Raw genomic sequence first — 23,773 nt, forward strand, 5'->3', positions numbered from 1 at the left:
CTTGCGGGAGACAGCAGGCTGAGGGGTTGGAAAAACCGAAGATATTTTTCGGCCGAGCCAAAGCGAATGACGCAAATTCATGACTACCACTCTCGCGACGCGGTGAGTCTCCGAATGGAGACGAAAAGAATTCGGACACACCAGCCAATTGTACCATCGCGACCCCCAGATCGCGATTCCGCGGGCACCTGGTGCAATCGCCCCGGCAACCCAGCCGGGGCTTCTGCGACCGGCCATACCCGGTAGACCTTTCTCCCTGCACGTTACAAAAGACGCCGCCGAATGGAGCTCCCATGCGGCGGCGTCGAACAAGCATTCCGTCAGGCCGATCCACCACAAAAACCGCAATAGAACGCAGCAAACTCGAATCACTCGAAGGGCCGAATCACTACTTCGCCGGCTTGACGCCTGGCTTCATTGCCTTGGAGCCGGTGATCGGCTTTTCCCCCGTGTTAGCCACCGGACCTGCCGGCTTGATTTCGTCCGGCTTGTCGAGTTTGTACAAGGGGAGGTAGCGATAATACACTTCAAGCGTCAGAGCGGAGAGGCTGGTCATCATGATTCGTCCGCCATAGGGTCCCCACGCATCCTTGTTCGGCTTGTCGGGGTCCCAGCTACCCGAAGAGCAGCCTTCGCGAGCTTGGCTTTCCACCAATATCTTCCGCATTTTGCGGTTCCAGGTGTCCCAATCCTTGTCGGCCATGTTGTGCATGACCTGCGTGGCATAGTACCAATAGTAGACATTGTGGTTGGCGGATTCGGGCTGATTGGCCATCAGAAATTGCACGCCACCGGTGATGATCGGATCGGCGCGGCCGGCATGCAGATATTGATTGCAGAGGATGCCAACGGCCGACATCGGCGGGGTCGGACCGCCATCGGGTTGATAGGAGAACCGGCCGGCCGTGCCGGCGCTTCCGGCCTTGCCCCCGCCCGCGCTGCACGAATCGAGCCACTTCTTCGTCCCTTGCAGCGTGGCCGGATTGACCGATAGGCCGGCCATCTGGGCACTTTTGAGGGCCATCAACTGCCAGCCGACAACCGACGTGTCGCCTTCTTCGCCCGGATGGTAGCGCCATCCGCCGGTCTTGGTGTTCTGTGCGGCCTGAATGAAGTTGATCGCGGCCTGTGCGGCCTTGCCCACCGATCCATCGCGGGTCATGCCGTAGTCTTCACACAGGGCGATCGTGGCCAAGCCGTGCGAATACATCTGCGATGCGGCGTCGGCCGACAAATCGCCATCTTTCTTCTGATGGTTCATCAGCCAGTAGATGCCGCCGGCAACCTTGCGCTGGAACGGGCCATTGGTGGCCTGCGTCTGGCCGGCCGCGAGAAACGGCAGCAAGCCCAGGGCGGTGCCGCCGGAGAGCGATTCGACGCTGCCGATGCCCGTGCAAGTCTTGTCGGTACACATCTTCTGATATTTTTCGAGGCTCCAACTGCCGTCGGGCATTTGATGCTTTGCGAGCCAATAGAGGGCGGCGCCGACGGCCCGTTCGGTCGCCTTGGTGCCGCCGTAGCGGCCTAGCATGGCCTTCCGCATGCCAGTTCCACGGCCACCGAAGCCGGCTCCATCGCCGCCGCTCCCGGCATTGGCGCCGGTGCCGACGCCGGAGCCGATCCCCCCCTTCCCCGTCACTTTCGGACCGGGGCCGAACGCTTTCACGTTGAAGCCGCCGCTGCCGCCCATTTCGGGGGCCGTGGTGGTCATGGCAACACCGCCGCCCTTTTCAGTAAACACAGCGCTATCGTCGTTGATCTGCTCGGTTTGAGCCGGCTGCGTCGGTTGCATTTCCATCAACGACTCGGTGTCGAGCTTCGAAGGATCGAGCTGCGGAGTGCCGAGGTCGTAGTTTTCAACCGGGGCTTCAGCCGTCTGCTTATCAGCCGAGTCGAACGCCGGAGCATCTCCCTCTTGCTTGGGAGCTACGAATTTGCCCAACAGCAGCAGCGACGAGAGAAGCACCATGTGCACGGTGAAGCTGATTGCCCACCATGGGGCGGCCGTGCGAATCCACTCCTGAATGTCGCCAAAAAGAGAGCCTTCCAGGACTTCTTCATCCTCGGGTTCCTCGACCACCTTCTTTGCGTCTTCGCCTGCCATAATGGCTCTCCGATGGAAGATAGGGGCGCATCAAGCCAACTGGGCGAGTTGGCCGAATAGAAAAGATAAAAGAAATCAACCGCTCATCAAATTCCTGCGAGAATCGCTCTCGGCATTATCCGCTTGCTCGCCGCATGGCGTCAAGCATTGCCCGACTGCGATTCCGACAAACAAACTTCGCATTTCCAAGGAGTTTTTATTCCTGCGCGTTTTCGCCGCCCGCGGGCGCCAATGGCCATACCCCCTGGAGCAATGGGTGGCCAGCCGGCCTAATCCGTCAAGACTGGCCGCTATCAGCCCCGTCGGAAAACATCTTTGCATGGCCGTTGCCGTGGCCGTTTTTCGAGGGTTTCGGACGTGTTTCATCGCGCGCCAAATCGATTTGCTCGGCTCCATCACCTCCAACGGCTTCGCCATACATCCGCTCGGCCTCGGCCGCTGCCGCGGCATCGTCGCTGGCTTGGCGCTGCGCCGCATGCCCGGCGGGGGCCGGATGCTCGAGCCATTCATCGATCGCGATGGCCGACGGAATCGGCAGGTCGATCGCCAGTTGGGCCACATTGGGCGGCGTTTTGCGCAATAACAGCCACGCCAGCCAAGCGATCAAGATCGCGAGCAATCCACCCGCCGCGGTCGCGATCCACCAAATATCTCCCTTACGGATCAACACGGTCGGCGGCCGTTCCATCCACAGGATGCGGCCGATGTAGGTCGGAGCCAGTTCCGGATTCGCGCCCGGGGCCGCTTTCGCCGGGTAGTAGCCTTGCAGTTTGAAGAAGTAGCCGACGAACCGCACGTCCTCTTCGACGTTGGCGCCGATCGGCATCCCAGCCGGCGGATCGTAGACGACTAATTGAAACAACCGGCTCCGCGATTCGCTGGTGCTGCCCCACATTTCGTAGAGCTGCACCGGTTCGTGCGGATCTTCGTCTTGGTTGTAGAAATTGAACTTGTCGTCGTATCGCGTAACCCGCCTCACGTGCAGATCGAATTGAAATAGCTTGCCACGCCGCTCGTCGGCCGCGGCGACGATCTGAGCGTAGTTCGGCTTCCGCAATTCCGTGCGGGCCGCCATCCGCTCGAACGACTGGCTTGTCACCCAGCGGACGACGCGCTCGTAGGCGGGCGTTTCCGGCCGGGCGATGCCGGGCGCGTCGTCGTCGATATATTGCAAATCTTCGACGGCGGCCGAGGCTTCGTCAGGATCTTCATCCGTGGGCCCCGTGGCGGGAGGCAGCGGCTTGGCCGTGGGCTGCGCGGCAGGTGGCTGATTCGCTGTTTCGGGCTTGGCTGGCGCGTTGGGCGCCAAGTTGTAGTGGATCGAAACGGCCGGCGCCACTGTGGGCTCGCTCGGCTTGCCGGGAGTCGCCGATTTGCTGGCGCTATCAGGCGGAACGGCCGCCGGCATCGCAGACGTTTCGGCGGTTGCCGAATGGGTTGGCTTCGCCGTGTTGTCTGGCGTGGCCGCGGTTGGCGGACGATCACTGCCGGCAGCCTGTGCGAGCGCCATCGCTTGCGAGGGCGGCGCATTATTAGCCGCCGGGGCCACGGTCGCAGCTGGGGCCACGGTTGCCGTTGGGGCCATGGCGGCCGCAGCCGGCTTGCGCACCCCGGGCACTCGCTCGATGCCGCCATCCGCCGGATCATCGTCGACCGTTCCCTGGACCTGATCCTGATTGCCGTTGCGGCCGATCAGCAGGCGATGCGAGTTCGGGCCACGCGAATTCTCGATGATCACCAAAAGGATGACCAATAGAAACGTCATCGACGCGAGCCGCCGAAACTCCGAACCTTGAAAGAATCGCGGAGGTGGGTCGCGATAAGAGCGTGCCACGTGGGTGCCTTTCAAGCCGTTTCCGCCGCGAGGCGATGCAATTTTGTCGCGACGGCTGTTCCCGATATTCCTTTTGCGCCAATTCTCGTGCGACCGGCGGATCGTCCCGGTATTCTACGCGGCTACTCCTCGAAAAGTGCGAATTTCGCCCCGTGCCATCGGCGAAACGCGCGGCAGCGCGTCGAACGTTTGCCCGCGAAACTTCTTTGCCCTATTGGTCGACCAAACTCAATTTCGAAAGCTTGGTGTGTGGGTCGCCGCCGACGGTTTGCTTCGTGCAGACTCCCATCACACGCATCAATTCGGAATAGTGCAGCTTTGGAGGAACTTGGATGATGACCTGATCGAACGGGCTGCCGGGATCGTTCAAATCCTTTTTCAACTCCATGTCGAAGCCTCTCAGGCCGTCGTTCGCGGGCACGGCATTCTTGGCGACATCGATTTGGGTGAGATTGCCATTGTCGTCGGAGTAGAGGATGATCGCGAGCGTGTTGAAGCCCTGGACGGGGTCCGTGGAATCGGTTTCGCCGGCCACCTTCGTGGCATTTGCGTTGGCTAATGGCTGCGGCGGCGGCATGCGAAGCGAAATCTGTCCTTCGACCGGCGCCGGCTTGAATGTGAGGATGAAAAACGTCAGCAACTGAAACGCCATGTCGAGCATGGCGGCCAGATTCAGCTCGACTTCTTCGGTGTTCGAGGATTTTCTTTTTTTCCGACTCATGAATGATCTCGCGATTTTTCGGCGAACTCGCTGCCGACGGTTAGGCTTAAGGACGATCGAGATTCGACTGGTCGACCAAACTCAACTTGGAAAGCTTCGCATGTGGATCGCCGCCGATTGTCTGCCGCGAGCAAACGCCGACAACGCGCATCAACTCCGCATAATGTAGCTTGGCCGGGACTGAAATCACGACCTGATCGAAGGGGCTGTCTGGCACGTTCAAATCGTCATTCAACTCCGCGCGAAACAACTGCAATTTTTCGTCGACCGCCACGTTGCGTCTTCCCACCATGATTTCCGACAGTTTGCCGTTTGCATCAGCCGCGAGGTTGATCGCAAGCGTCCGGAAACCACCAAGGGTATCCGGATTTCCCGGAGGACTCTCCCTCGTTTCGGCCACCGGCTGCGGAGGCGGTAAGCGAAGCGAAATCTGTCCCTCGACCGGTGCCGGGCGAAACGTGAGGATGAAAAACGCCAGCAACTGAAACGCCATGTCGAGCATGGAGGCCAGGTTCAACTCGACCGCTTCATCGCTCCGGGATTTTCTTTTTCCGATCATGGCCGAGCAACTTCCAATACTCGCACGTCGTTCACGCTTTCGGCTTCTTTCCCAAAGCGCGGAACGCGAAGTTCCGGTAGTGATTGTCCTGGCATATCTTTAATATCCTGCTCAGCTTGTCGAAAGGCGTGTTGCGGTCGGCCCGGATGACGACGATCGTCGGCAGGTCGTCGGCATCGTCGAACGATCGGTTTGCGCGGCGCGCGGAGAGCCGATCGAGCTCGGCCTGTCGCTGGATGTACTGCTCCATTTCCGGGGCGGAAAATGGCTTATTGTACACCGTATACTTGCCCAGATTGTTGATATTGATCATCATCATCGAGAGTTCCCCGTGCGTATCCACGGGCCGCGCCGTGCCGACCACGGGAAGGTCCAACTGGCGGTCGATCTGGTTCGTCTTGAAATTGATCACCAGCATAAAGAAGGTGATTAACTGAAAGACCATGTCCAGCATGGGCGTCAGGTTCGGTTCTGCTTTCGACGGTAACGCCATTGGTCAACTACTCATCAAGGAAATATGATTGCGATTCGCCACGGACGGCTTTTCGAAATTGCATCAATCGGCGGCCGCGCCCGCGGCTCGACCGCCAATCGCGGTGCGGAACACGAAATTGCGATAGTGATTTGCATGACATAGCAGCAAAGCGTCGTGCAGCTTCTGAAACGGCGTGTTGCGGTCGGCGCGGATGACCACGGTCGTCGGCAGATCCTTCCCGCCGGTGAAGTTTCGGTCCATCCGCCGCGCGGCCATGCGGTCGGCTTCGGCATGCGACTCGATGTAACCGGCCATTTGCTCGTCGGTCTGCGGCTTGTTGAACACGGTAAATTGTCCGCGGTCGTTGATGTTCACCATCAGCAGCAGCAAGCCATCGGCCTTCACCGGCCGGGCCGTCCCGACCGCGGGCAGCTCCATATGCCGATCGATCTCGTTGGTCTTGAAATTGGTCACCAGTATGAAGAACGTGATCAACTGAAACACCATGTCGAGAATCGGCGTCAGATTCGGTTGGGCTCTTGCGCTTTTGGAAACGGAAGCGGACATTCTTCAACCACTCACTTTTTTGGAACGGCGACGTTTGCCGCGATTCCGAATCGACGATTCGCCTACGCTCGCGGTGCGACGGCCGCGGATTGCGGGGCCGGCTTTGGAGCGCCGCCCGCCGGAGCCTTGCTGCGGGCCGCGTGGGCAAAGTGCCGCAGAAACTGGTCCGCTCGCACCATCGTGGTGACCGAAATCGTCGACACGCGATTGCGGAACAACGCGTAGAAGTAAATTGCCGGCACCGACAAAATAACGCCTTCGAACGTGAGCACCAGCGCCTCGGAAATGGCATTCGCCACTTTACCCGGCTCGATCCCTTGGCCAGACATCGCGATGATGCTGAAGGCGGTAATCATCCCTTTGAGCGTTCCCAATAGCCCGATCATCGGCCCCAAAGTGCCGAGCACGGCCAGCATGCTGATCTTCTTTTCCATTTCAGCGGTGACCGACTCGCCAATCTTTTCCATCGCTTCGCGCGCTTCGGCCAGGCCGTTGGGGAGCTCGGCGATGCCGGTCGACAGAGCAGTGCTGAAAAACGAATTGTCGTCCTTCACGACGCCGAAAATGCTCTTGAAATCGCGCTGCTCCAAAAGCGCCTCGCAACGAGCGATGATCTCCGGCGGCATGGCCACGACCGGCCGCATCTCGATGAACAACCGACTGATGGTGGCGACGAAATAGATCGACAGGCAGAGAATCACCAGCCCGATCAAGCCGGACACCTCAATGACCCACAGAAAGACGGATCTCGGCGGCTCTCTGGCCGGCGCGGCGGGTTCCGCCGGCGCGGCGGTATCGGCCGCCTTGTCCGGCGCTTTCTCGGTGGCGGCCTTGTCGGCGTCTTGCGCGAAGGTGCGCCGCGGGGCCGTTTGCATCATCAGCACGCCCCACGCGGCCAGAAGCATCCAAATAAGTGCCTTCTTCGCGCGGCCGGTTCGATCTAGAGTCAACATGTCTCGTGGTCCCTCGTTTCTTCTGATCCCGTGAATAAGCGATTCGGCTTGACGGCTTTTTTGAGCCGCCGCAATCTATCTCCAGAGCACCGGCTATCCCCTGCGCCGGAATTTCCGCACGGACGGCTCGATCCGCCCGTTCCCCGCGAATCAGAGACGGCTACCGGAATATAGCCGCTCGAAAGCAGCGACCGCGGCATCTCGGGACCGAGCGGTCCGCGCAGCAGCACAGTCGGTTTTTTGGGTAACTGCATCCTGTTCCGGACCGCGATGGTTGTCAAGGGTTCGAACGAATTTGCGCTTTCGATCCCCGGCCAAAAGAGCGGTTCTTCGAGTCGTGCGAACAACGCGCCGCCAGCGGATGGCTCGGCCTGCCGTCGCGGCTAACATTACTTCCCATTCTCGCCGCCGAATTATTCCCCGGGGAGGCTTCCGCCGACCCAAATCAAGCTCGGCCTATGCGACCGCAAGCGTCGTAGGCAACCCATCGCGGTCCCTTCCTAGCCGGTCACAAAGGCACGCGCTCGGCGGCTTGCTCGCACTGACCGCAATTATGCACCACGATTCGCCGTGAAAAGTTGAAAGCTGCCGGTCGGCATGCTACAAGAGACGCTCCCGCCATCGCACATCTCACCCACCTTGCGGAGACCAGTCATGCCCCGCCGTTCGTTCGGTCGAATCGTCACTTCCGTTGTTGTTTGCGCCGTTGGGATCGCCGCCGCCGCCATCTTCGCGCGCGAATACGAAAGCGGAAAAATCTGGCCAGAGCCGAAAGTCGTCACTCCCGGCGAACACGGCAGCCCCCCTTCCGATGCAATCGTGCTCTTCGACGGCAAAGACCTGTCGCAATGGGACGGTGGCCATTGGACCGTGAAAGACGGCGCCGTCACCGCGGGCGGCGGCGATATGCACACCAAAAAGTCGTTCGGCCCCGACTATCAGTTGCACGTCGAATGGGCCGAGCCGGAAAAGGTGGTCGGCTCGAGCCAAGGACGCGGGAATAGTGGCGTCTTTCTCGCCGATCGCTACGAGCTGCAAGTGCTCGATTCGTACAACAACCCAACCTATTACGACGGCCAGTGCGCATCGATCTACAAGCAATGGCCGCCGCTCGTGAATGCCTGCCGCAAACCGGGCGAATGGCAAACCTACGACATCGTGTTCGAATCGCCGCGGTTCGACGAAAAAGGCAAGCTGCTCAAGCCGGGTTATGAAACCGTTTTGCAAAACGGCATTCTCGTGCAAAACCATTCCGAGATCATCGGCTCGACATCGTGGGACCAGGTGCCTGCCTATTCGGCCCACCCGCCGAAGGAGCCGATTCGCCTTCAATACCATGGCAACCCGGTCCGCTTCCGCAACATCTGGGTCCGCGAAGTGCATCCGTTGGTGCCGAAGAAGGGCTGAAACAGCCGGACCGTTGAAGCGATCGACGCGCGAAGCCGCCGGCGCGGCCGCCATGCCGAACCGGCGATAGAGCACGCTTGCGGTTTCGCGCGTCGGCGTGTTTGTTGTGTGCTTGCGGCAGGTCTGCTACCCTGAAAAGTTTGCGGATAGATCAAATTCTTCACCGTAGACCTTCCACCCTTTCGCATGGCGACTGGCGCCCTCAGTTCTCAGACCGATGCTCGCAATCCTGCCGGTGGCGCGACCGAAGCGCCGCCGGTAATTCGCATTCGCGGGGCGCGGGTTCATAATCTGCAAAACATCGATCTCGATATCCCGCGCAATCGTCTGGTCGTGATCACCGGGCCGAGCGGCTCGGGAAAAAGTTCGCTGGCGTTCGACACGCTCTATGCCGAGGGCCAGCGGCAATACATCGAGAGCCTGTCGGTCTATGCCCGGCAGTTTCTGCATCAACTCGAGCGGCCCGACGTCGATCTGATCGAAGGCCTACAGCCGACCGTGTCGATCGATCAGCGGGCCGGCAGCCAAAACCCGCGGAGCACCGTCGCCACGGTCACGGAAATCTACGACCATTTGCGGCTGCTGATGGCCCGGCTGGGCACGCCGCAATGCTACCAGTGCGGCGCGCCGATCCAACAGCAATCCCCGGAAGAGATTCTGGAAGAAGTTGCTGCATTGCCTTCGGGCACGAAGGTGATGATCCTCGCACCGCTCGTGCGCGGCCGGAAAGGGCAACATCAAGACGTGTTTGCCGCGATTCAGAAAGCCGGCTTTCTTCGTGCTCGCGTCGATGGCGAGATTGTCGATGTCAACAATCCGCCAGAGATGAATGCGCGGAAGAACCATCGCATCGAAGCAGTGATCGATCGGATCGTCGTTCGAGAAGGAATCGGCGATCGGCTGGCCGAATCGATTCGGCTCGCGATCATGCACGGCGAGGGAACGCTGGTCGTCAGCGACTTCCAGCGGGCCGCCGAAGATAGCCAAGAGGGAACATGGCACGAAACTCTCTACAGCACGCTCTACGCCTGTCCGAATTGCAAAATCAGCTATGAAGAACTCGAACCGCGCACGTTCAGCTTCAACAGTCCGTATGGAGCGTGCCCGACGTGCGAAGGGCTCGGCCGGCGCGTGGAATTCGATCCCGATCTGGTGTTGCCCGACCGGCGGCTGTCGCTTGCCGAGCGAGCAATTGCGCCGTGGAAGAACGACAGTGCGGCGGCCGAGCGGGGGCATCGCCGGCTGTTGGTGCCGTTCTTGCCCGAAGATTCGATGCGCTGGGTCCAGCCGCTCGAGCAATGGAAGCCCGCGGCCATCGAGCAATTGTTGCGCGGCAGCGATAAGGGCAGCGGCAGCGATAAGGGCAGCGGCAGCGACAAGGGCAGCGGCAACGGTTGGCAGGGGCTGTTGGTGATTCTGGAAAAGGAACTTGCCACGGAAACCCATCCTGCTGCGCGGGAGCGGCTGGAAGGATTTCGGGCCAGCGTAATTTGCCCCGATTGCGGCGGCTCGCGATTGCGACCCGAAGCCCGCAACGTGAAATTCGGCGGCCGGGCGATTCACGAGATCACGGCCATGAGCGCCCATCGAGCGGCCGAATTCTTCGCGGCGATCGAAGTCCATTCCGACGATCTGCCGATCTACCAACCGCTCGCCACGGAAATTCGCAATCGGCTCGCGTTTCTCGGCCGTGTGGGCCTCGACTATCTCACGCTCGATCGACCCGCCGATACGCTCAGCGGCGGCGAGCTGCAACGCGTTCGCCTCACCACCGCCATCGGCTCCGGCCTGGTGGGCGTTTGCTACATTCTGGACGAGCCCTCGATCGGCCTCCATCCGCGCGACAACCAAAGGCTGATCGATTCGCTGCGCCAATTGCAAGAGCAAGACAACTCGGTGTTGGTCGTCGAGCACGATCAGGCCATGATGCTGCAGGCCGATCATCTAATCGATGTCGGCCCGGGCGCCGGATTGCACGGCGGACGAATTGTGGGGCAAGGCACTCCGCAGGAGGTTCGCGATTGCCCGGCGTCGCCCACCGGGCAATATCTCTCGGGCCGGCTGCAAATCGCGGTGCCCGCCGAGCGCAGGCGCTTCGCCAAAACACGCACGATTTCACTGGAAGGAGCCACGACCAATAATCTCAAGAACGTGAGCGTGCAGTTTCCCGTTGGATTGCTCGTGTGTGTCACGGGCGTAAGCGGGTCGGGGAAAAGTTCGCTGCTCAATGAAACGCTGGCTCGCGCGATCCACCGGCGCTTATCCGGCAGCGGGCCGAAGCCGGGCCCGCACGTCAGCCTGCGCGGTGTAAACCATATCGAAAAGCTGGTCGAGATCGATCAATCGCCGATCGGCCGCACGCCGCGCAGCAATCCGGCCACGTATACCGGCGTTTGGGATGAAGTGCGGCGCGTGTTCGTCGAAACCCGCGAGGCCAAGCGCCGCGGCTATCGTTCCGGCCGCTTCAGCTTCAACACGAAAGGTGGACGCTGCGAAGAATGCCAAGGCCAAGGCCTGCGGCGGATCGAGATGAATTTTCTCGCCGACCTGTATGTCGTTTGCCCCGTGTGCGAGGGAAAGCGATTCAACCGGCAAACACTCGAAGTTCGCTATCGCGATCGCTCGATTGCCGACGTGCTCGATATGCGGATCGACGAGGCCCGCGATTTCTTCGCCAATTTTCCCGTGATCCATCGGCTACTCAGCGGGATGCACGAAGTCGGCCTCGGCTACCTGACGCTCGGCCAATCTTCAACCACTCTCTCCGGCGGCGAAGCGCAGCGGATCAAGCTGGCCACCGAACTCGGCCGCGTCGACACCGGCCGCACGCTCTATCTGATGGACGAGCCGACCACCGGGCTGCACTTCGGCGATATCAAGCAGTTGCTCGATGTGCTGCAGCGGCTGGTCGATCGGGGAAGCACGGTGGTCGTAATCGAGCACAATCTCGATGTAATCAAGTCGGCCGATTGGCTGATCGACATGGGGCCCGAAGGGGGCGACGGCGGAGGCCGCGTCGTGGCCGTCGGCACGCCGGAGCAAATCGCCGCGCTGCCGGCAAACCATACGGGCCAGTATTTACGACCGATACTGCAAGCCGGCGGAAGCGAGCCCGCCTAAAATTTCTCGATCGTTCTACGGCTGCCGTCCGCCGCCGTCAATTCGTTGGAACCTGCGACATGTCGAGGGGAATTACCTGCGTGCCGTAATAAGAATTTCCGGCCGTGAAGGCGGTTCCTGGCGGAGATGCTTGGGCGCCGTACGAGGTCATCAACGTGGCATACACGTTGTACGTCACCGTCTGCTGGATGAATTTCACGCTGCCGTCGCAGAAGCCGAACACGGCGCCGCCCGGATGATTGCTCGAGGGCCGTGCCAGTTGCGTGTTGCCTTGGCCGCCGCCACTGTCGATCGTTCCCGAGGGATAACTGCCGCTTCCCGGATACCAATTGATCGGTGCAGCGCCGCTCGTCTGCCCGGGATACCAGAGCAGGCATTGGCTGCTAACCGTTTGTTGCACGGAGCCGCTGGCCGCGGTTACGCTGCCGAACGAATAGGAGACCGCGTCGAGATTTTCGCTCAGCGAAATGGTCGTGCTGGCCCCGTCGTGTTTTCCGATGTATTCCAACGTGCGGTTGGTATTCGTCGTGGTCGAGCCGGCGAAATAATTCCACGCCCCGTTCTGATTCCAATCGACGGGAGTTGCCGAACTCGAATAGGGGCATCCGCCGTTCACCACATAGCTGAGCGGGCCGACTCCTTTCTGTCCGACCTTCGTAGGATCGCTGGGGCACACCAGCAACGCGACTTCCGGCAACGAAGCGCGGAGCGTAGCAACCGGGAGCGTTCCCGGCGCAAAACTTGGGCTTCCCAACTGGCCCATCAGGTTTTCGGCCCATCCGAGCGTGTAGTTGGTGCCGGCGGGGCTGCTGAGCGGGTCGGCAAACGTCGTCATGTAGGGAGGCATCTTGCCTTTCGACGTGGCGTAGAGCGTCATCGCCAAGCCGATCTCCTTTTCATTGTTCATGCAGGCAACGCGGTGGGCCATTTCGCGAACCCGCCCGATGACCGGAATCAATAGTGCCATCAGCACGCCGATGATCGTGATCACGACCAGCAATTCCACGAGCGTGAATCCATGCCGCAGAGATTCCCGCGGCCGGCCGCTTGGCGAACTGTTTGGCCGCATTCTGCCCAATCGTTGTGTACGCTGAACCTGCGCATTGCCGGCCATAGAAATTCTCCTGACGGGAAAAGACGAGGCCGCGACCCCTGTGCGGCAGCTTTCCTGGCTTCGCATTATCGCAAATATTGGCGCGTGGAGCAATCTTTTGCGAAAAGAAGAATGGCCCACGCGGAGATGCGGAGGACGCGGAGGGGAAGGCGGGGGGCAGACAGCCGATAAAACTCCCGTCGGCGCGACGGCAGGTCAGTTCCCCGTCCTTCCCTCGTCCCTCGTCCCTCGTCCCTCGCCCCTACCAATACACTTCGACCTGCATCCACTCGAAGGCCCCTGGATCGAGCAGAACGCGGTCTTTCTCGACCGCTAGATCGCCTGTTGCGTTGCCTTGAAAATCAGTCCGCCGGGCCGATTTCGGAGCCCGATACGACCGCAAATGCACTCGGCCGCCACGTCCTTCCAATTCCATCAGCCGGACGCGAAAACCGAGGATCGAGCCTGCGGCGGCTTGTATCTCGGCCCCAGCGCTGCTATCGCCGGCGGCTTCCGCGGGCTCGCCTGCAATGATCGGTTCCCAGTGCGTTGCCGCGACATTGCGAGCATCGACGTGGAATAACCAGCTATGCCGCGCCGGCATCGGCGGCGCCGCCATCTCCACGGCCATCGCTTCGGCGGCCGAAAACTCGAGCGCCGCCGACCAGGGATGTGGCAGATCGATGCCAATCCCGAGGCGGAATTTTCGCGCCGTTTCTCCATGCACCACCAACAGGCTATCGAGCATTCGCGATCCGAAGCGACAATGATAGGGCAGCCCGCCGGTAAGCATCGCGATCCGCTTCGCCCCGGCTTGCAGCTCGAGAAAATGGGGCGCTTCGATCCGCTTGGCCGAGCTCGGTTGATTGGCCAAATGCACGTCTCGCGCCAGTTCCGCCGCGCGCTCGGCCCAAGCGAAGCGGCACGCATAATACGATTTCCACGGATCGGCGTCGGGGGGCACGAGCGGATTCAACTCGATTTCGACCGCGATCACTCGGCTTCCCAGCGTCATTTGCACCCGCTGGGTAAACTCCGCGAGCGGATTGCCCTCGGGATCGAGCAATCGGCCGCGGCTGGTGATCTCGCCGAACAATCGGCCGGCATCGGTCGTTTCGATCGAATCGGCCACCATGCGCGAGTAAGCGAATTCGTCGCCGGATGCCGTCGTGGCGCCCGTTGAGACCGACGACGGCGGCCGTTGAAAGGCGATCCGTTGGGAAAGGCGATTGGCCCGAGCCTTGTAATCGTGAATCGATTGGATGCCGCCCGTTTCCGCATGGATTCGCACTTCGCAATGTTCGTTGCGCAAGAGCAAGCTGGACGCGATCGGATCGCCCGACCATTCGCGAATCGGCGTATCGCCTGCCGCGGCAACCCATGCGAACCCCACCGGCGGCAGTTCGACGATCGCTCGCCGCTTGCCGCCGATTTCTTCCGCGGCCAACACCGGCAGCTCATCGGTGGGCAACGTTTTCAACTCCGACAATTCAACCAGCACACGCCGTTTGAAGCTGGCCGGATTGACGATCAAATAGCCGCGCTGCGGCGTTTTCTTCTCGCGCGGCAGCGCGGCGGCAAACTGGCCGATCGCCGCCGATAACTGATCGGCCAGCCGGCCGTCAATCTCCCCACCGCCGGTAGAAATGCTGCGCTCGACTTCGGTTCGCAGTTCCTTGTTCGTCACGTCGGATTGCCGCAACAAACTCACGAGCGTGGCGATCGTTTGGCAGGCGTCGGCGGCGAGGCAGCGGCGCTGCTGGCGGACCCAGCGCGAGAGCGCGTCGGGCTTGCCTCGTTCGACATCCTGCTGCAAATAGGGCGTGCGATATTGATCGGGTGTGAATTTCGAATACGAGCCCGATGAACTATTGTCGGCGAAATAGCTTTCGAGCGTGACGAATTTTCCGAGCACCGGCGCGAAGGCCGCCGCGCGGCGAAGATCGTCGTAGAATATATTGCCTTGGCTCGGCCAATGGGCAAACGCGACCGTGGCCACATGATCGTGGTCCATCGCATGGCCCAATTTCTCGGCCATTCCGAGCATGCTGCCGGGCAGGCTGGCATCGAGCGGCACGCGCGAAAGGGCGTCGATGCCCATCACGTCCAATCCCTCCCAGCGCGATTTGCCGCCATCGGCTTGCGGGAATCGGCCGTCGTCGAGCGTGAAATGAACCGCGCCGCGGAATCCAAGTTGAAACAGAATCGGCGGCAGAATCGGCGTCAGCCCGTAGCGCCGCCGGCCGTACACCACCGGCCGCCGGCCCAACAGCCGGGTGTATTCCGCCAATCCGGCCGTGAGGTTCCACAGCACCGATTCCGGCTCCAACAGCGGCAATTCCGCTTCGTCCAACTCGCCGCCGACCAACGCCACCGTCTCGCGCTCGATAGCTTCGCGCAGCGCCGTTAGGCTTGCCGGTTCGCGCTCGGCCATCTGTGAAAGCACGTCGGCCGAGATCAGCAGATTGATCGGCTGCGCCGCAGATGGCGAATGGGCACTGCCCGCCGTTGCGGCATCCCGGGGACCGTCCCCTTTTGCGGAGTCCTGTGGACTGTCCCCCTTTGCGGCATCCCGGGGACTGTCCCCTTTTGCGGAGTCTGCGGAGCAAAAGAGGACTGTCCCCTTCAGCGGGGCCAACTCCTTCCGCAGTGACGCGCCAATCGTCGTACCGGCCACAAGCGTCAGATCCACAAGCGACGCATCGACCGGATAATATTTTCCCCGGCCTTCGAGCAAGACGCCGAACGCGAGCGTGAGTTCACTGCGGGCTCGTTCCGCGTCGCCGGCCACCGCGGCATTCGCGGCCGCGATCGTGTGCGTTTGCAATCGCGGTTCGTCGACCGTGCTGCCATAGCGCATTCGCCGTGCCAACAGTTCGCCATAGAGATGGCAGGTTCCCAGGGCGAGGAAATCGGCGACGAGTTGGACCACGATATTCGGCCGCGCCGCCGGCATTTCGCCCGCATTGCGCGCTTCATCGAGCACCGCAAGCAATGCGGCGACGATGTCGGCCCGGCGATAGAGGCCGATGATCAGCCGGCCGCCGTCGGTTTGTGCCCGGGCGGCGGTCTCCTCCATCATTACGCGCTCCGCCGCGGCCGGAACGACGATCAATTTGCCCGTCACTTCGATGACCGCGTCGGCCCGCCGCCATGCCGGCATTCGGCCCGTCGCCGCGATCAGGGCCGGATGCCAGATCGCCGACCAACCGGCCAACAGCCCTTCCGCGTCGGTCCCTTGCAGATGCGAAGGAAATTCCTCCAGCGACTGGCAAGGAAGCAACACGTTGACTTCGTCGAAGATCATCGGCGGAAGGGTGAGGGTGAGGGGACAGGAAAAAGCAGTGGACAGCGGAGCACGCGCTTGCGGTTTCGCGCGTTCAACCCACGATACTCACTCGCCGGAGCGGAGTCGAGCGGCGCGGGGGATGCATGCAACCTCCCGGTCATGACTCACCGATGAGGATGCCGGCGATGAATACGATCGTGCCGCCGAGCATCACTTGGAACAATGCCGAGGTGAGCGGCGTGTCCATGTAGTGGTTGCGAATCCAAGAGATGGCCGCCAATTCGATGAACACGACCGCCGTCGCCACGCCCGTCGCCACCCAGAAATGCGGAATCAAATACGGCAGCGTATGCCCCAGGCCGCCGATCGCCGTCATCAGCCCGCACGCCAAGCCGCGCAGCAGCGGCTTGCCGCGGCCGGTGAGACTGCCGTCGTCGGAAAGCGCTTCGGCAAAGCCCATGCTGATGCCGGCCCCCACGGCCGCCGCCAAGCCGATGCGAAATGCCTCGAAGTTTCTGTTTTGGGTTGCAAATGCCGCGGCAAACAGCGGCGCTAGCGTCGACACCGAGCCGTCCATCAATCCGGCCAGGCCCGGCTGAACGATTTGCAACAGGAACAATTTCTGCCGGGCCTCGGCCTCTTCCTTTTCGGTTCCTGCCGCCCGCTGAGCGCTTTCCAGTGCGTCGGCCAATTGGGCGTGAACACGTTCTTCCTCGGCTAAATCGCCCAATAGTTGCCGCACTCCCGCGTCGGTCGAGCGCTGGATCGCTTGTTCGTAGAACTGCTTGGTCTCAAGCTCCATCACCTGCACTTGCCGCCGGATCGCCGGCAGCCCGAGCGGCCGCACGAGCCAGATCGGCCGCCGCGTGACAAACCCTTTCACATCGCCGCGGCGGATGAGCGGGATATGCTCGCCGTATTTTTCGCGATAGAGCTCGATCAAGCGATGCCGATGCCCATCTTCCTCAGCCCGCATGCGCGTGAGCACTTTCGCCGTGGCGGGATAGTTGTCTTTCACCGCATCGGCGAAATCGGCATAGATCCGCGCATCTTCTTCCTCCAGCGAAATCGCCAGCGCAAGCAGCTCCTGCGGCGTAAGACTCTTGAATGCTCGCACGCGGGGCACCCTTCGATCGAGAATCCGCTAAACGCAAAACAGCACTCGCCCATTCTGCCGAGAGCGGCGGGCCATTGGAAGAGCGACATTTGTTTCGCTGGCGGGTGTCGCGGTCGGCGAGTTATGCTTGCCGCCATGGGACCGGATTTGAAAGCAATTTCGACACGTGAGCTATTTGAAAGGGCGAAGTGGGATCGGCTCGAGTCGGCGATTGAGCGTTCAGGGTGTGCCGTCGGCCTCCTCTTGGCGCTCGCAGTGTGGGCCGGCACTGCAATGACAGATTTCGATCTTTTTCCGAAATTTGTTGTCTGTGCCATCGCCCTCGTTTTGGTCACGCTTACAACGTCGAAATCCACGAACATGAAATGCCGGAGGCCGCAGCCCAAGAGATATGGGGGCCGCCTGGAGAAGACAAAGGAAAGCGGCGTAACGAGGTTTCGGCCCACCGTCAGGGACGGCTTTCCGGCTAGGCTTTTGATCATCTTTGGGGACGGCACGGCCCCGTCGAAAATCTCGGCCAATCTCGCCTCCCCGACGGTCGAGCAGCGGACAGACGATTTGTACCGTCTAGTCCAGTTGGTCACCGGGGCCATGTGCGACCGCGGCGATAGCTTTCGTTGAGCGACCGATGACAAAATCGCTAATGGCCGGAATCGATCACTACCCCACCAGTTCGCTGATGGGTTTGCCGCCGTCGACGATTTTGATGGGCCGGCCGACGGGGCTCATGTTTTCCTTTACCGGGTCGATTTTCAGCGTCTTGCAGACGGTCTGGAAGAGGTCGTGGATGCCGACGGGATGGGAGACGACTTCGACGCCCGCTTTGTCGGTTTCGCCGATCACTTGGCCGCCGCGGATGCCGCCGCCGGCCAATACCGCGTTGAAGGCCTTGGGATAGTGGTCGCGGCCGCCGCGGAGGTTGATCTGCGGGGTGCGGCCGAATTCGCCCATCCACATGATGAGCGTCGAATCCAGCATGCCGCGCTGCTTCAAATCCGCAATCAACTGGGCGAACGGCTGATCGACCGTGCCGGCCAGATCGGTTGTCCTATCGAAATTGTCTTGGTGCGTGTCCCAGCCGCCGAGATCGATTTCGAGGAACGTCACGCCCGATTCGATCAGCCGCCGGGCCAACAGGCAACCGGCGCCGAATTGCGTCTTGCCGTAAGCCTCGCGCATCGTGTCGGGCTCTTGGCTCAGGTCGAAAGCCTTCATCGACGGGCTGAGGATCATACGGCTGGCACGGCTGTATTGCTGCCGGTGATCGCGAACTTCCTGGCTGGCCGTGGCGGCGAAATCGTGTTCGAGGCTGCCGAGCAGTTCGAGCCGGCGGCGATAGCGGTCGGCGTCGGTGGTGAGCGAAGTGTTGGTCGGCTTTTGGGTCGGATTGTTGAGATCGAACGGGTCGAACTGCACGCCCAAGAAGCCGCCGTCGCCGCCAGCCTTGGTCCGGCCGCCGATGCGCACGAAGGACGGAAGATCGTTTTTCGGATCGCCGATTTCGCTGGCCACCAGAGCGCCAATGCTCGGATACTTCACGCTGGCGCTGGGGATATAGCCGGTGTGCATGAGGAAGGTTGCCCGGGGGTGGCTTCCTTCCTTGCTATTCAGCGAGCGGATGACGGCGATATCTTTCATGCTCGCGGCGAGCTTGGGATAGTGCTCGGCGATTTCGATTCCCGAAACGGCGGTGGAGATGGCCTTGGTTTCGCCGCCGTTGGGATGGCCCGGCTTGGGGCTAAACGTTTCAAACTGACTTGGTCCGCCCGACATCCAGAGCAAGATGCAAGCTTTGCCTTGGCGGCGCAGCTCGCTGGCATTGGCGGTGATCAGATCGGTCCAACTGAGCGTGCCCGCGGCGAGCCCGGCGGCGGAGATGCCCTTGAGAAAATCGCGCCGCCCGACAACGCCCGAGCGATTCATGGCAACGCGAACGCAATGGTGAAGGTCGATAGGCATGGCGGCACGCGGCAAGGGTGAGGTTTCGGTCGGGACGGCTTACGCGGCGGATGTGGAGTGAAGACAGGTGCGAATCGGTAAGGGAATATCTCGCGGTTCGTCCTCGCTAACGCTTCGGGCTAGTGTCGCCACACACAAACCCGAAGCGTTGGGGAGGGAGGCTGTTGCCAGACGCGATTTCCATTTTGCGCGGTTCTACTTGCGGTGCAGGAATTCGGTCGAGTTCACCAGCGCCCACTGGATGTCTTCGAAGGCTTCTTTGCGATCGCCGGTTTTCTTGACGTAGTCGAGGCAGGTTTTCGCTTCATCGGATTTCGGCTCGCGAGCCAAAGAGCGGAGGTAGAGTTCCTCGACCACCGCCGCGTCGTCTTTTGTCGACGACAGGAGTTTGCCGAGCGCGGTCGCAGAATTCGCGTTTTCGGCCCGGGCCAGCTGCGGCGAATTCATCAGCACCAGCGCCTGCGGAATCGAGCCCGACACTTCGTCGCGCCGCACGCTTGGATCGTAGCCAAACACGTAGTCGAACAGCGTTCGCGCGGTGCGCGGCTGCCCGTAGGCATTTTTCTTTCCCCCGGCGGCTTTGCCCTGAAGCCGTTCATTGTCGATCCCCAAGGCCGACACCAACGCATCGAACACTTCATCGGCGCGGAGCAATTGCGGGCAATTCGCTTGGAACGGCGTTTGGCCGGGCAGATGCCGCGAACGGCTATCGAGTTGATAGGCCGAACTGGCGGCGATCGTGCGATAGAGCCATTTCACGTCGTAGCGATGGGCGACGAATTGCTTGGCCAGAAAATCGAGCGTTTCCGGGGCGCTGCAATCGCGATCGGGACCGATGTCGTCAACCGGTTCATAAAATCCTTCGCCGACCATTTCGGCCCAAATCCGATTCACGAACGCCTTGGCAAACCATTCATCTTGGGGCGAAGTGATCCAGCGGGCAATTGTCGCCCGGCGCTGGGCATCGGGAGTGCCCAGCGGAAGCTGCTGCCCGGTCACGAAAAACACCGGCTTCATCAGCGTTCCCTTGGCGGCGGGGTTTTTCAGGTCGGGCATGTAGTGCTCGAGCTCGCCGCGGGGAACGTTGGCGTTTTTCGCTTTCTTCGGTCGTTCGCGATCCAAGCCGATCACGTCGAACGAACGCTTCTGGGCGTCGGTCGGCTTCACCGGCCGCAGAGCGATGCGCGGAAAGAACGCAGCCAACTCGTGGAATTGCGTTCGCTTCCAGCGATCGAACGGATGATCGTGGCACTGGGCACATTGGATCTGGATGGCCATGAAGATCCGCGACACCTCGGCCGTGATGTCCGGCGTGGAACCGAATTGGGCCATGACGATCCCGGTGGCGCCGTTCTCGCGTACGTCGCCGGTGGCAGTGATGAATGAACGAGCGACTTCGTCCCACGGCGTGGTGCGATTGAATTGCTCGGCCATGTAGTCGCTGATCGCGACGGAAGCGAGCACGGCCCGATCGTCGGCCCGGCGATACAGAATTACGTCGCGCCAGTAGCGGCCCCAGTTTTCACCGAACTCGGGTCGGGCCAGCAATCGATCGACGGCTTTGGCCCGTTTGTCGGGCGCGGGATCCAAGGCAAAGGCCGTGATTTCGGCGGGTGTCGGCGGCTTGCCGATCAAGTCCATCGACACGCGGCGGAGATAGGTTTCGTCGTCGGCCGGCTTGGCGACCGCTGCCGGCTTGGCAGACTTATAGGAATAGCCGGCGACGGAATCGGATTTCCAAGATTTCGATCCGGCGGCAACTGGTTTCGTTGTGGCTGTGCTGGACGATGCCTTTGCGGTGGTCGCCGGTTTGCTGGCGACGGATTTCGCCGAGTTGGCGATGTCGTCCTGAAGCAGTTTATCGACGCGTGCGGCCGTGTCGGCGGGAGAGGAGGCGGCCTTTGCGAAACCGGGGCCTGACGCGAGCAAAACCGCCGCGATTGCCAGCAGCGACGTTGCCCAGGAATTCCATTGAACTGCTCGCATCGTGTGCCTCTCCGCGAAGATTGAGCCGTTTTCGCCCGAAATCGCAACTGGCGCCTATTTCATCTAACCGCGGAACGGCCGATCGGTTTCGCAAATGGCCGATTTTGCTTGGATTTGCGGCGACATGCTTCGGGGTCCCGTTCGCTGAAATTCTATCACAATTCGCTTGCCGCTGGGAACACTTTCGAGGGGGCGGCAATCGCCGTTCGAATTGGTCGGCCAATTCGGGAGGCAGCGTGGCGAATTGGCCACACGGTGCGGTTTTGCCACACGTTTCCGGTCAAGCCGTCGCGCGGCGACGGGGGTTGTTCGCGATGCGCAAACGGAAGCAGCGGTTGTTCCTTGCCTGCGCTGCGGGCTTCGAGAGCGGGCCGGCAGCACCGACCGTGACGACGGCGGCATTCGGCTTGCAGTTCGGTTTCGCGGTATGGTTTCACGGCATCATACCAATCCAGCACCTTTTCAGCCCGATTCAGCGTTCCGCAACCGCCTATGGCCCGCGTCGTCGAAATTAATTGCCTCGAGCGGCTGCGCGGCTATCGCGGCAATTGGAACTGGCTGCTGGCCGACACTCGCGGGGCGACATTCTTTCAAACATTCGATTGGCTCGAAATCTATCTGCGGCACTTCGGCGGTCGGCTGCGGCTGCGGGTGTTGCTCGTTTCGGGCAGCGATGGGCCACTCGGGATTCTTCCGCTGGTCGTGTTGCCTGAGGCGACACGGCTGGGCACGGTTCGTGTGCTGACATATCCGATGGACGGCTGGGGAACGTTTTATGGTCCCATCGGACCGCAGCCGACGGCGACGCTTTTGGCCGGACTGCGGCATGTTGCCGCTACCCGGCGCGACTGGGATCTGGTCGACTTGCGGTGGGTCGATGCCGACGGCGTCGACAAAGGCCGCACGCGGCAAGCCCTGCGCGCCGCCGCTTTGGCTGCGTCCGAGCAACCGCTGCTGCAAGCCGCGCAGATCGAAACGTCGGGCGGATGGAAGAATTATTGGTCGGAGCGTGATCCGGATTGGCGGCGCGAGGTGGAGCGCTCGCGGCGAAAGTTGGCCGACCTTGGCGAGCTGCAGTTTGTCCGCTATCGTCCGGCGGGGGCAAGCGCCGGCGAAGGCGATCCGCGATGGGAGTTGTACGACGCGTGCGAAGCGATTGCCCGGCGGAGTTGGCAAGGCTCATCGAGCGACGGCACGACGTTGAGCCACGAGTCGGTGCGCGGTTATTTGCGCGATGCGCATGCGTCGGCGGTGTCGGCGGGGGGCGTCGATTTGAATTTGCTGCGAATCGGGGGCCGGCCTGCCGCATTCGCCTACAACTATCATTACGCCGGCAGCGTTTATGGCTTGCGAGCCGGGTTCGATCCGGCCATCGGCCGATCGGGAGCCGGCAGCGTGTTGATGCGAATGCTGGTGGAAGATAGTTTTTGCCGCGGGGACGAACTGATCGATCTCGGCCCCGACCCGCTGAAATACAAACGTCGCTGGTCGACCCGCGTCCAGACCGCCTACCATTATCCCCACTACGCCGCCGCGGGATTGAAGGCGCAAGCGCTGCGGGCCAAGCGTTGGTTGCTGGGAGCCAAGGTTTGACCGGTGGCCGGCATTTCTGGAGACACATGCCCAGCAAAGCCGTGGGCATGCAGCCCAAGCATTTCTAATCGCTCAACCTAACCCCGCACCCAGAAAAAAATTCCTCCGCTGTCGCTCGATCTAACGCTTCTTCGGTCGCGATGGTTGCTTACATCGGATCGGAGCGACGAATCGAACGACAGCGTGAGGTGTCGTCCCCCCCAACGCCGGCCAAACCTCGTTCCGTGCTTTCGGCCACGTTACGCGGCGACGAGCGTGCGGACGGCAGGCCCGGCGTTCGACAAAACTTGGAAATAGCGATTGCAGCGACTCGCCGAAAAGGGGGCCGGTGAGAAGGAAAATCGCTTTTTGCCGGCGCCGCAAGTGCCGCGCGATGATTTGCGGGGTTGAATTATTGCGGCAAAGGCCGACTCGAATGGATTGCAGGCGTTACTGCGGCTGAGACGGCGGCGGCTGCGGACCGGGAGGGCCTTGCTGGGCTGCGACTTGCTCGTTGTAGAGCTTCATGTTGTCGGCTTCACCTTGCAATTTGAACCACGGTCCCGGCGAGAAATACTGGAGGTTGCCCTGCAAGTAGTAAGGGCTGGGCAACACTTGATTGTTCGTGTCCACCTGGCAACCGGTCAGCGCCCCGAGGGCAGCGATGCAGCCCACGAGACCCCACAGCACGGGACGCTTGCAACGCGATTTCATCGACTTCCTCCGGAATGCGACGCGGGGCGATCATCGGCCCACCAGGCTAGCTGAGACTGCCGAAAAGTGCATCCAGCCGGCATAACCGCTACAATTGTTAGCCTCGTTATCGACAGGCTCCGCGGAACGACTTTGGTCGAACTCGGATAAATTTAACTCCGCATATTCGAGGCTCGGTAGCTGGGTAAATTCGCTCGGCAAAGGCAATTTGGGTATGATGGATTTCGCGGAATTGCTCGGCTGGATTGTGCGAAGCGATGCGATCGCAATGTGCGGGGCCCCGGAGCGCGGGACCCTATTGCT

General features: G+C 61.3%; 16 protein-coding genes. 3 read left to right on the forward strand and 13 right to left on the reverse strand.

The window, feature by feature from the left end; translation table 11 throughout:
* Positions 1 to 388 precede the first annotated feature (388 nt).
* The 7 genes from VHX65_10070 to VHX65_10100 all read right to left on the reverse strand — a co-directional run bounded on the left by VHX65_10070 (position 389) and on the right by VHX65_10100 (position 7,213).
* On the reverse strand, positions 389 to 2,104 hold the full coding sequence (locus VHX65_10070) for a prenyltransferase/squalene oxidase repeat-containing protein (protein ID HEX3998885.1): 1,716 nt from the start codon (positions 2,102 to 2,104) through the stop codon (positions 389 to 391).
* 277 nt (positions 2,105 to 2,381) lie between these two features.
* Positions 2,382 to 3,869: a hypothetical protein gene (locus VHX65_10075; protein HEX3998886.1), complete on the reverse strand. Its 1,488-nt coding sequence runs from the start codon at positions 3,867 to 3,869 to the stop codon at positions 2,382 to 2,384.
* 280 nt (positions 3,870 to 4,149) lie between these two features.
* Entirely contained in the window at positions 4,150 to 4,659 is a 510-nt protein-coding gene (locus VHX65_10080; protein HEX3998887.1) for a biopolymer transporter ExbD, read from the reverse strand.
* Between the two features lie 46 nt (positions 4,660 to 4,705).
* Entirely contained in the window at positions 4,706 to 5,218 is a 513-nt protein-coding gene (locus tag VHX65_10085; GenBank protein HEX3998888.1) for a biopolymer transporter ExbD, read from the reverse strand.
* 31 nt (positions 5,219 to 5,249) lie between these two features.
* Positions 5,250 to 5,711: a biopolymer transporter ExbD gene (locus VHX65_10090; GenBank protein HEX3998889.1), complete on the reverse strand. Its 462-nt coding sequence runs from the start codon at positions 5,709 to 5,711 to the stop codon at positions 5,250 to 5,252.
* A 63-nt stretch (positions 5,712 to 5,774) separates the two neighbouring features.
* A complete protein-coding gene (locus tag VHX65_10095; protein HEX3998890.1) occupies positions 5,775 to 6,260 on the reverse strand; it encodes a biopolymer transporter ExbD in 486 nt (161 codons plus the stop codon).
* Between the two features lie 62 nt (positions 6,261 to 6,322).
* Positions 6,323 to 7,213 (reverse strand): MotA/TolQ/ExbB proton channel family protein, encoded by an 891-nt coding sequence (locus VHX65_10100; GenBank protein ID HEX3998891.1) that lies wholly within the window; start codon positions 7,211 to 7,213, stop codon positions 6,323 to 6,325.
* Positions 7,214 to 7,867: 654 nt separating this feature from the next.
* Here VHX65_10100 and VHX65_10105 point away from each other — a divergent pair.
* Both VHX65_10105 and uvrA read left to right on the forward strand, forming a co-directional pair.
* Positions 7,868 to 8,620 (forward strand): DUF1080 domain-containing protein, encoded by a 753-nt coding sequence (locus VHX65_10105; protein ID HEX3998892.1) that lies wholly within the window; start codon positions 7,868 to 7,870, stop codon positions 8,618 to 8,620.
* A 186-nt stretch (positions 8,621 to 8,806) separates the two neighbouring features.
* Complete coding sequence (gene uvrA, locus VHX65_10110; GenBank protein ID HEX3998893.1) at positions 8,807 to 11,740, forward strand: excinuclease ABC subunit UvrA; 2,934 nt, start codon at positions 8,807 to 8,809, stop codon at positions 11,738 to 11,740.
* 37 nt (positions 11,741 to 11,777) lie between these two features.
* Here the strand turns inward: uvrA and VHX65_10115 are convergent, their stop codons facing one another.
* The 5 genes from VHX65_10115 to VHX65_10135 all read right to left on the reverse strand — a co-directional run bounded on the left by VHX65_10115 (position 11,778) and on the right by VHX65_10135 (position 21,184).
* A complete protein-coding gene (locus VHX65_10115; protein ID HEX3998894.1) occupies positions 11,778 to 12,809 on the reverse strand; it encodes a DUF1559 domain-containing protein in 1,032 nt (343 codons plus the stop codon).
* Between the two features lie 286 nt (positions 12,810 to 13,095).
* Positions 13,096 to 16,140, reverse strand: coding sequence for a hypothetical protein (locus VHX65_10120; protein ID HEX3998895.1), 3,045 nt, complete (start codon positions 16,138 to 16,140; stop codon positions 13,096 to 13,098).
* A 139-nt stretch (positions 16,141 to 16,279) separates the two neighbouring features.
* On the reverse strand, positions 16,280 to 17,239 hold the full coding sequence (locus VHX65_10125; protein ID HEX3998896.1) for a ferritin family protein: 960 nt from the start codon (positions 17,237 to 17,239) through the stop codon (positions 16,280 to 16,282).
* 660 nt (positions 17,240 to 17,899) lie between these two features.
* A complete protein-coding gene (locus VHX65_10130) occupies positions 17,900 to 19,198 on the reverse strand; it encodes a DUF1501 domain-containing protein (GenBank protein ID HEX3998897.1) in 1,299 nt (432 codons plus the stop codon).
* Between the two features lie 195 nt (positions 19,199 to 19,393).
* Positions 19,394 to 21,184 carry a DUF1549 domain-containing protein gene (locus VHX65_10135; GenBank protein HEX3998898.1) on the reverse strand — a complete coding sequence of 597 codons (1,791 nt, stop codon included), beginning with the start codon at positions 21,182 to 21,184 and terminating at the stop codon, positions 19,394 to 19,396.
* A 492-nt stretch (positions 21,185 to 21,676) separates the two neighbouring features.
* Here VHX65_10135 and VHX65_10140 point away from each other — a divergent pair, with 492 nt between their 5' ends.
* The gene (locus tag VHX65_10140; protein HEX3998899.1) at positions 21,677 to 22,777 is read left to right on the forward strand and encodes a GNAT family N-acetyltransferase; all 1,101 of its coding nucleotides are present in this window, start codon (positions 21,677 to 21,679) and stop codon (positions 22,775 to 22,777) included.
* A 429-nt stretch (positions 22,778 to 23,206) separates the two neighbouring features.
* Here the strand turns inward: VHX65_10140 and VHX65_10145 are convergent, their stop codons facing one another.
* Positions 23,207 to 23,470 carry a hypothetical protein gene (locus VHX65_10145; GenBank protein ID HEX3998900.1) on the reverse strand — a complete coding sequence of 88 codons (264 nt, stop codon included), beginning with the start codon at positions 23,468 to 23,470 and terminating at the stop codon, positions 23,207 to 23,209.
* Positions 23,471 to 23,773: the final 303 nt, after the last annotated feature.

The organism is Pirellulales bacterium, assembly GCA_036267355.1.
In the GTDB taxonomy this organism is placed as follows: Bacteria; Planctomycetota; Planctomycetia; order Pirellulales; family DATAWG01; genus DATAWG01.

What these genes read in the sequence shown, in the direction of transcription:
- VHX65_10070 (HEX3998885.1), bottom strand. Translation starts at nt 2,104, where the DNA reads ATGGCAGGCGAAGACGCAAAGAAGGTGGTCGAGGAACCCGAGGATGAA.
- VHX65_10075 (HEX3998886.1), bottom strand. Translation starts at nt 3,869, where the DNA reads ATGACGTTTCTATTGGTCATCCTTTTGGTGATCATCGAGAATTCGCGT.
- VHX65_10080 (HEX3998887.1), bottom strand. Translation starts at nt 4,659, where the DNA reads ATGAGTCGGAAAAAAAGAAAATCCTCGAACACCGAAGAAGTCGAGCTG.
- VHX65_10085 (HEX3998888.1), bottom strand. Translation starts at nt 5,218, where the DNA reads ATGATCGGAAAAAGAAAATCCCGGAGCGATGAAGCGGTCGAGTTGAAC.
- VHX65_10090 (HEX3998889.1), bottom strand. Translation starts at nt 5,711, where the DNA reads ATGGCGTTACCGTCGAAAGCAGAACCGAACCTGACGCCCATGCTGGAC.
- VHX65_10095 (HEX3998890.1), bottom strand. Translation starts at nt 6,260, where the DNA reads ATGTCCGCTTCCGTTTCCAAAAGCGCAAGAGCCCAACCGAATCTGACG.
- VHX65_10100 (HEX3998891.1), bottom strand. Translation starts at nt 7,213, where the DNA reads ATGTTGACTCTAGATCGAACCGGCCGCGCGAAGAAGGCACTTATTTGG.
- VHX65_10105 (HEX3998892.1), top strand. Translation starts at nt 7,868, where the DNA reads ATGCCCCGCCGTTCGTTCGGTCGAATCGTCACTTCCGTTGTTGTTTGC.
- uvrA (HEX3998893.1), top strand. Translation starts at nt 8,807, where the DNA reads ATGGCGACTGGCGCCCTCAGTTCTCAGACCGATGCTCGCAATCCTGCC.
- VHX65_10115 (HEX3998894.1), bottom strand. Translation starts at nt 12,809, where the DNA reads ATGCGGCCAAACAGTTCGCCAAGCGGCCGGCCGCGGGAATCTCTGCGG.
- VHX65_10120 (HEX3998895.1), bottom strand. Translation starts at nt 16,140, where the DNA reads ATGATCTTCGACGAAGTCAACGTGTTGCTTCCTTGCCAGTCGCTGGAG.
- VHX65_10130 (HEX3998897.1), bottom strand. Translation starts at nt 19,198, where the DNA reads ATGCCTATCGACCTTCACCATTGCGTTCGCGTTGCCATGAATCGCTCG.
- VHX65_10135 (HEX3998898.1), bottom strand. Translation starts at nt 21,184, where the DNA reads ATGCGAGCAGTTCAATGGAATTCCTGGGCAACGTCGCTGCTGGCAATC.
- VHX65_10140 (HEX3998899.1), top strand. Translation starts at nt 21,677, where the DNA reads ATGGCCCGCGTCGTCGAAATTAATTGCCTCGAGCGGCTGCGCGGCTAT.
- VHX65_10145 (HEX3998900.1), bottom strand. Translation starts at nt 23,470, where the DNA reads ATGAAATCGCGTTGCAAGCGTCCCGTGCTGTGGGGTCTCGTGGGCTGC.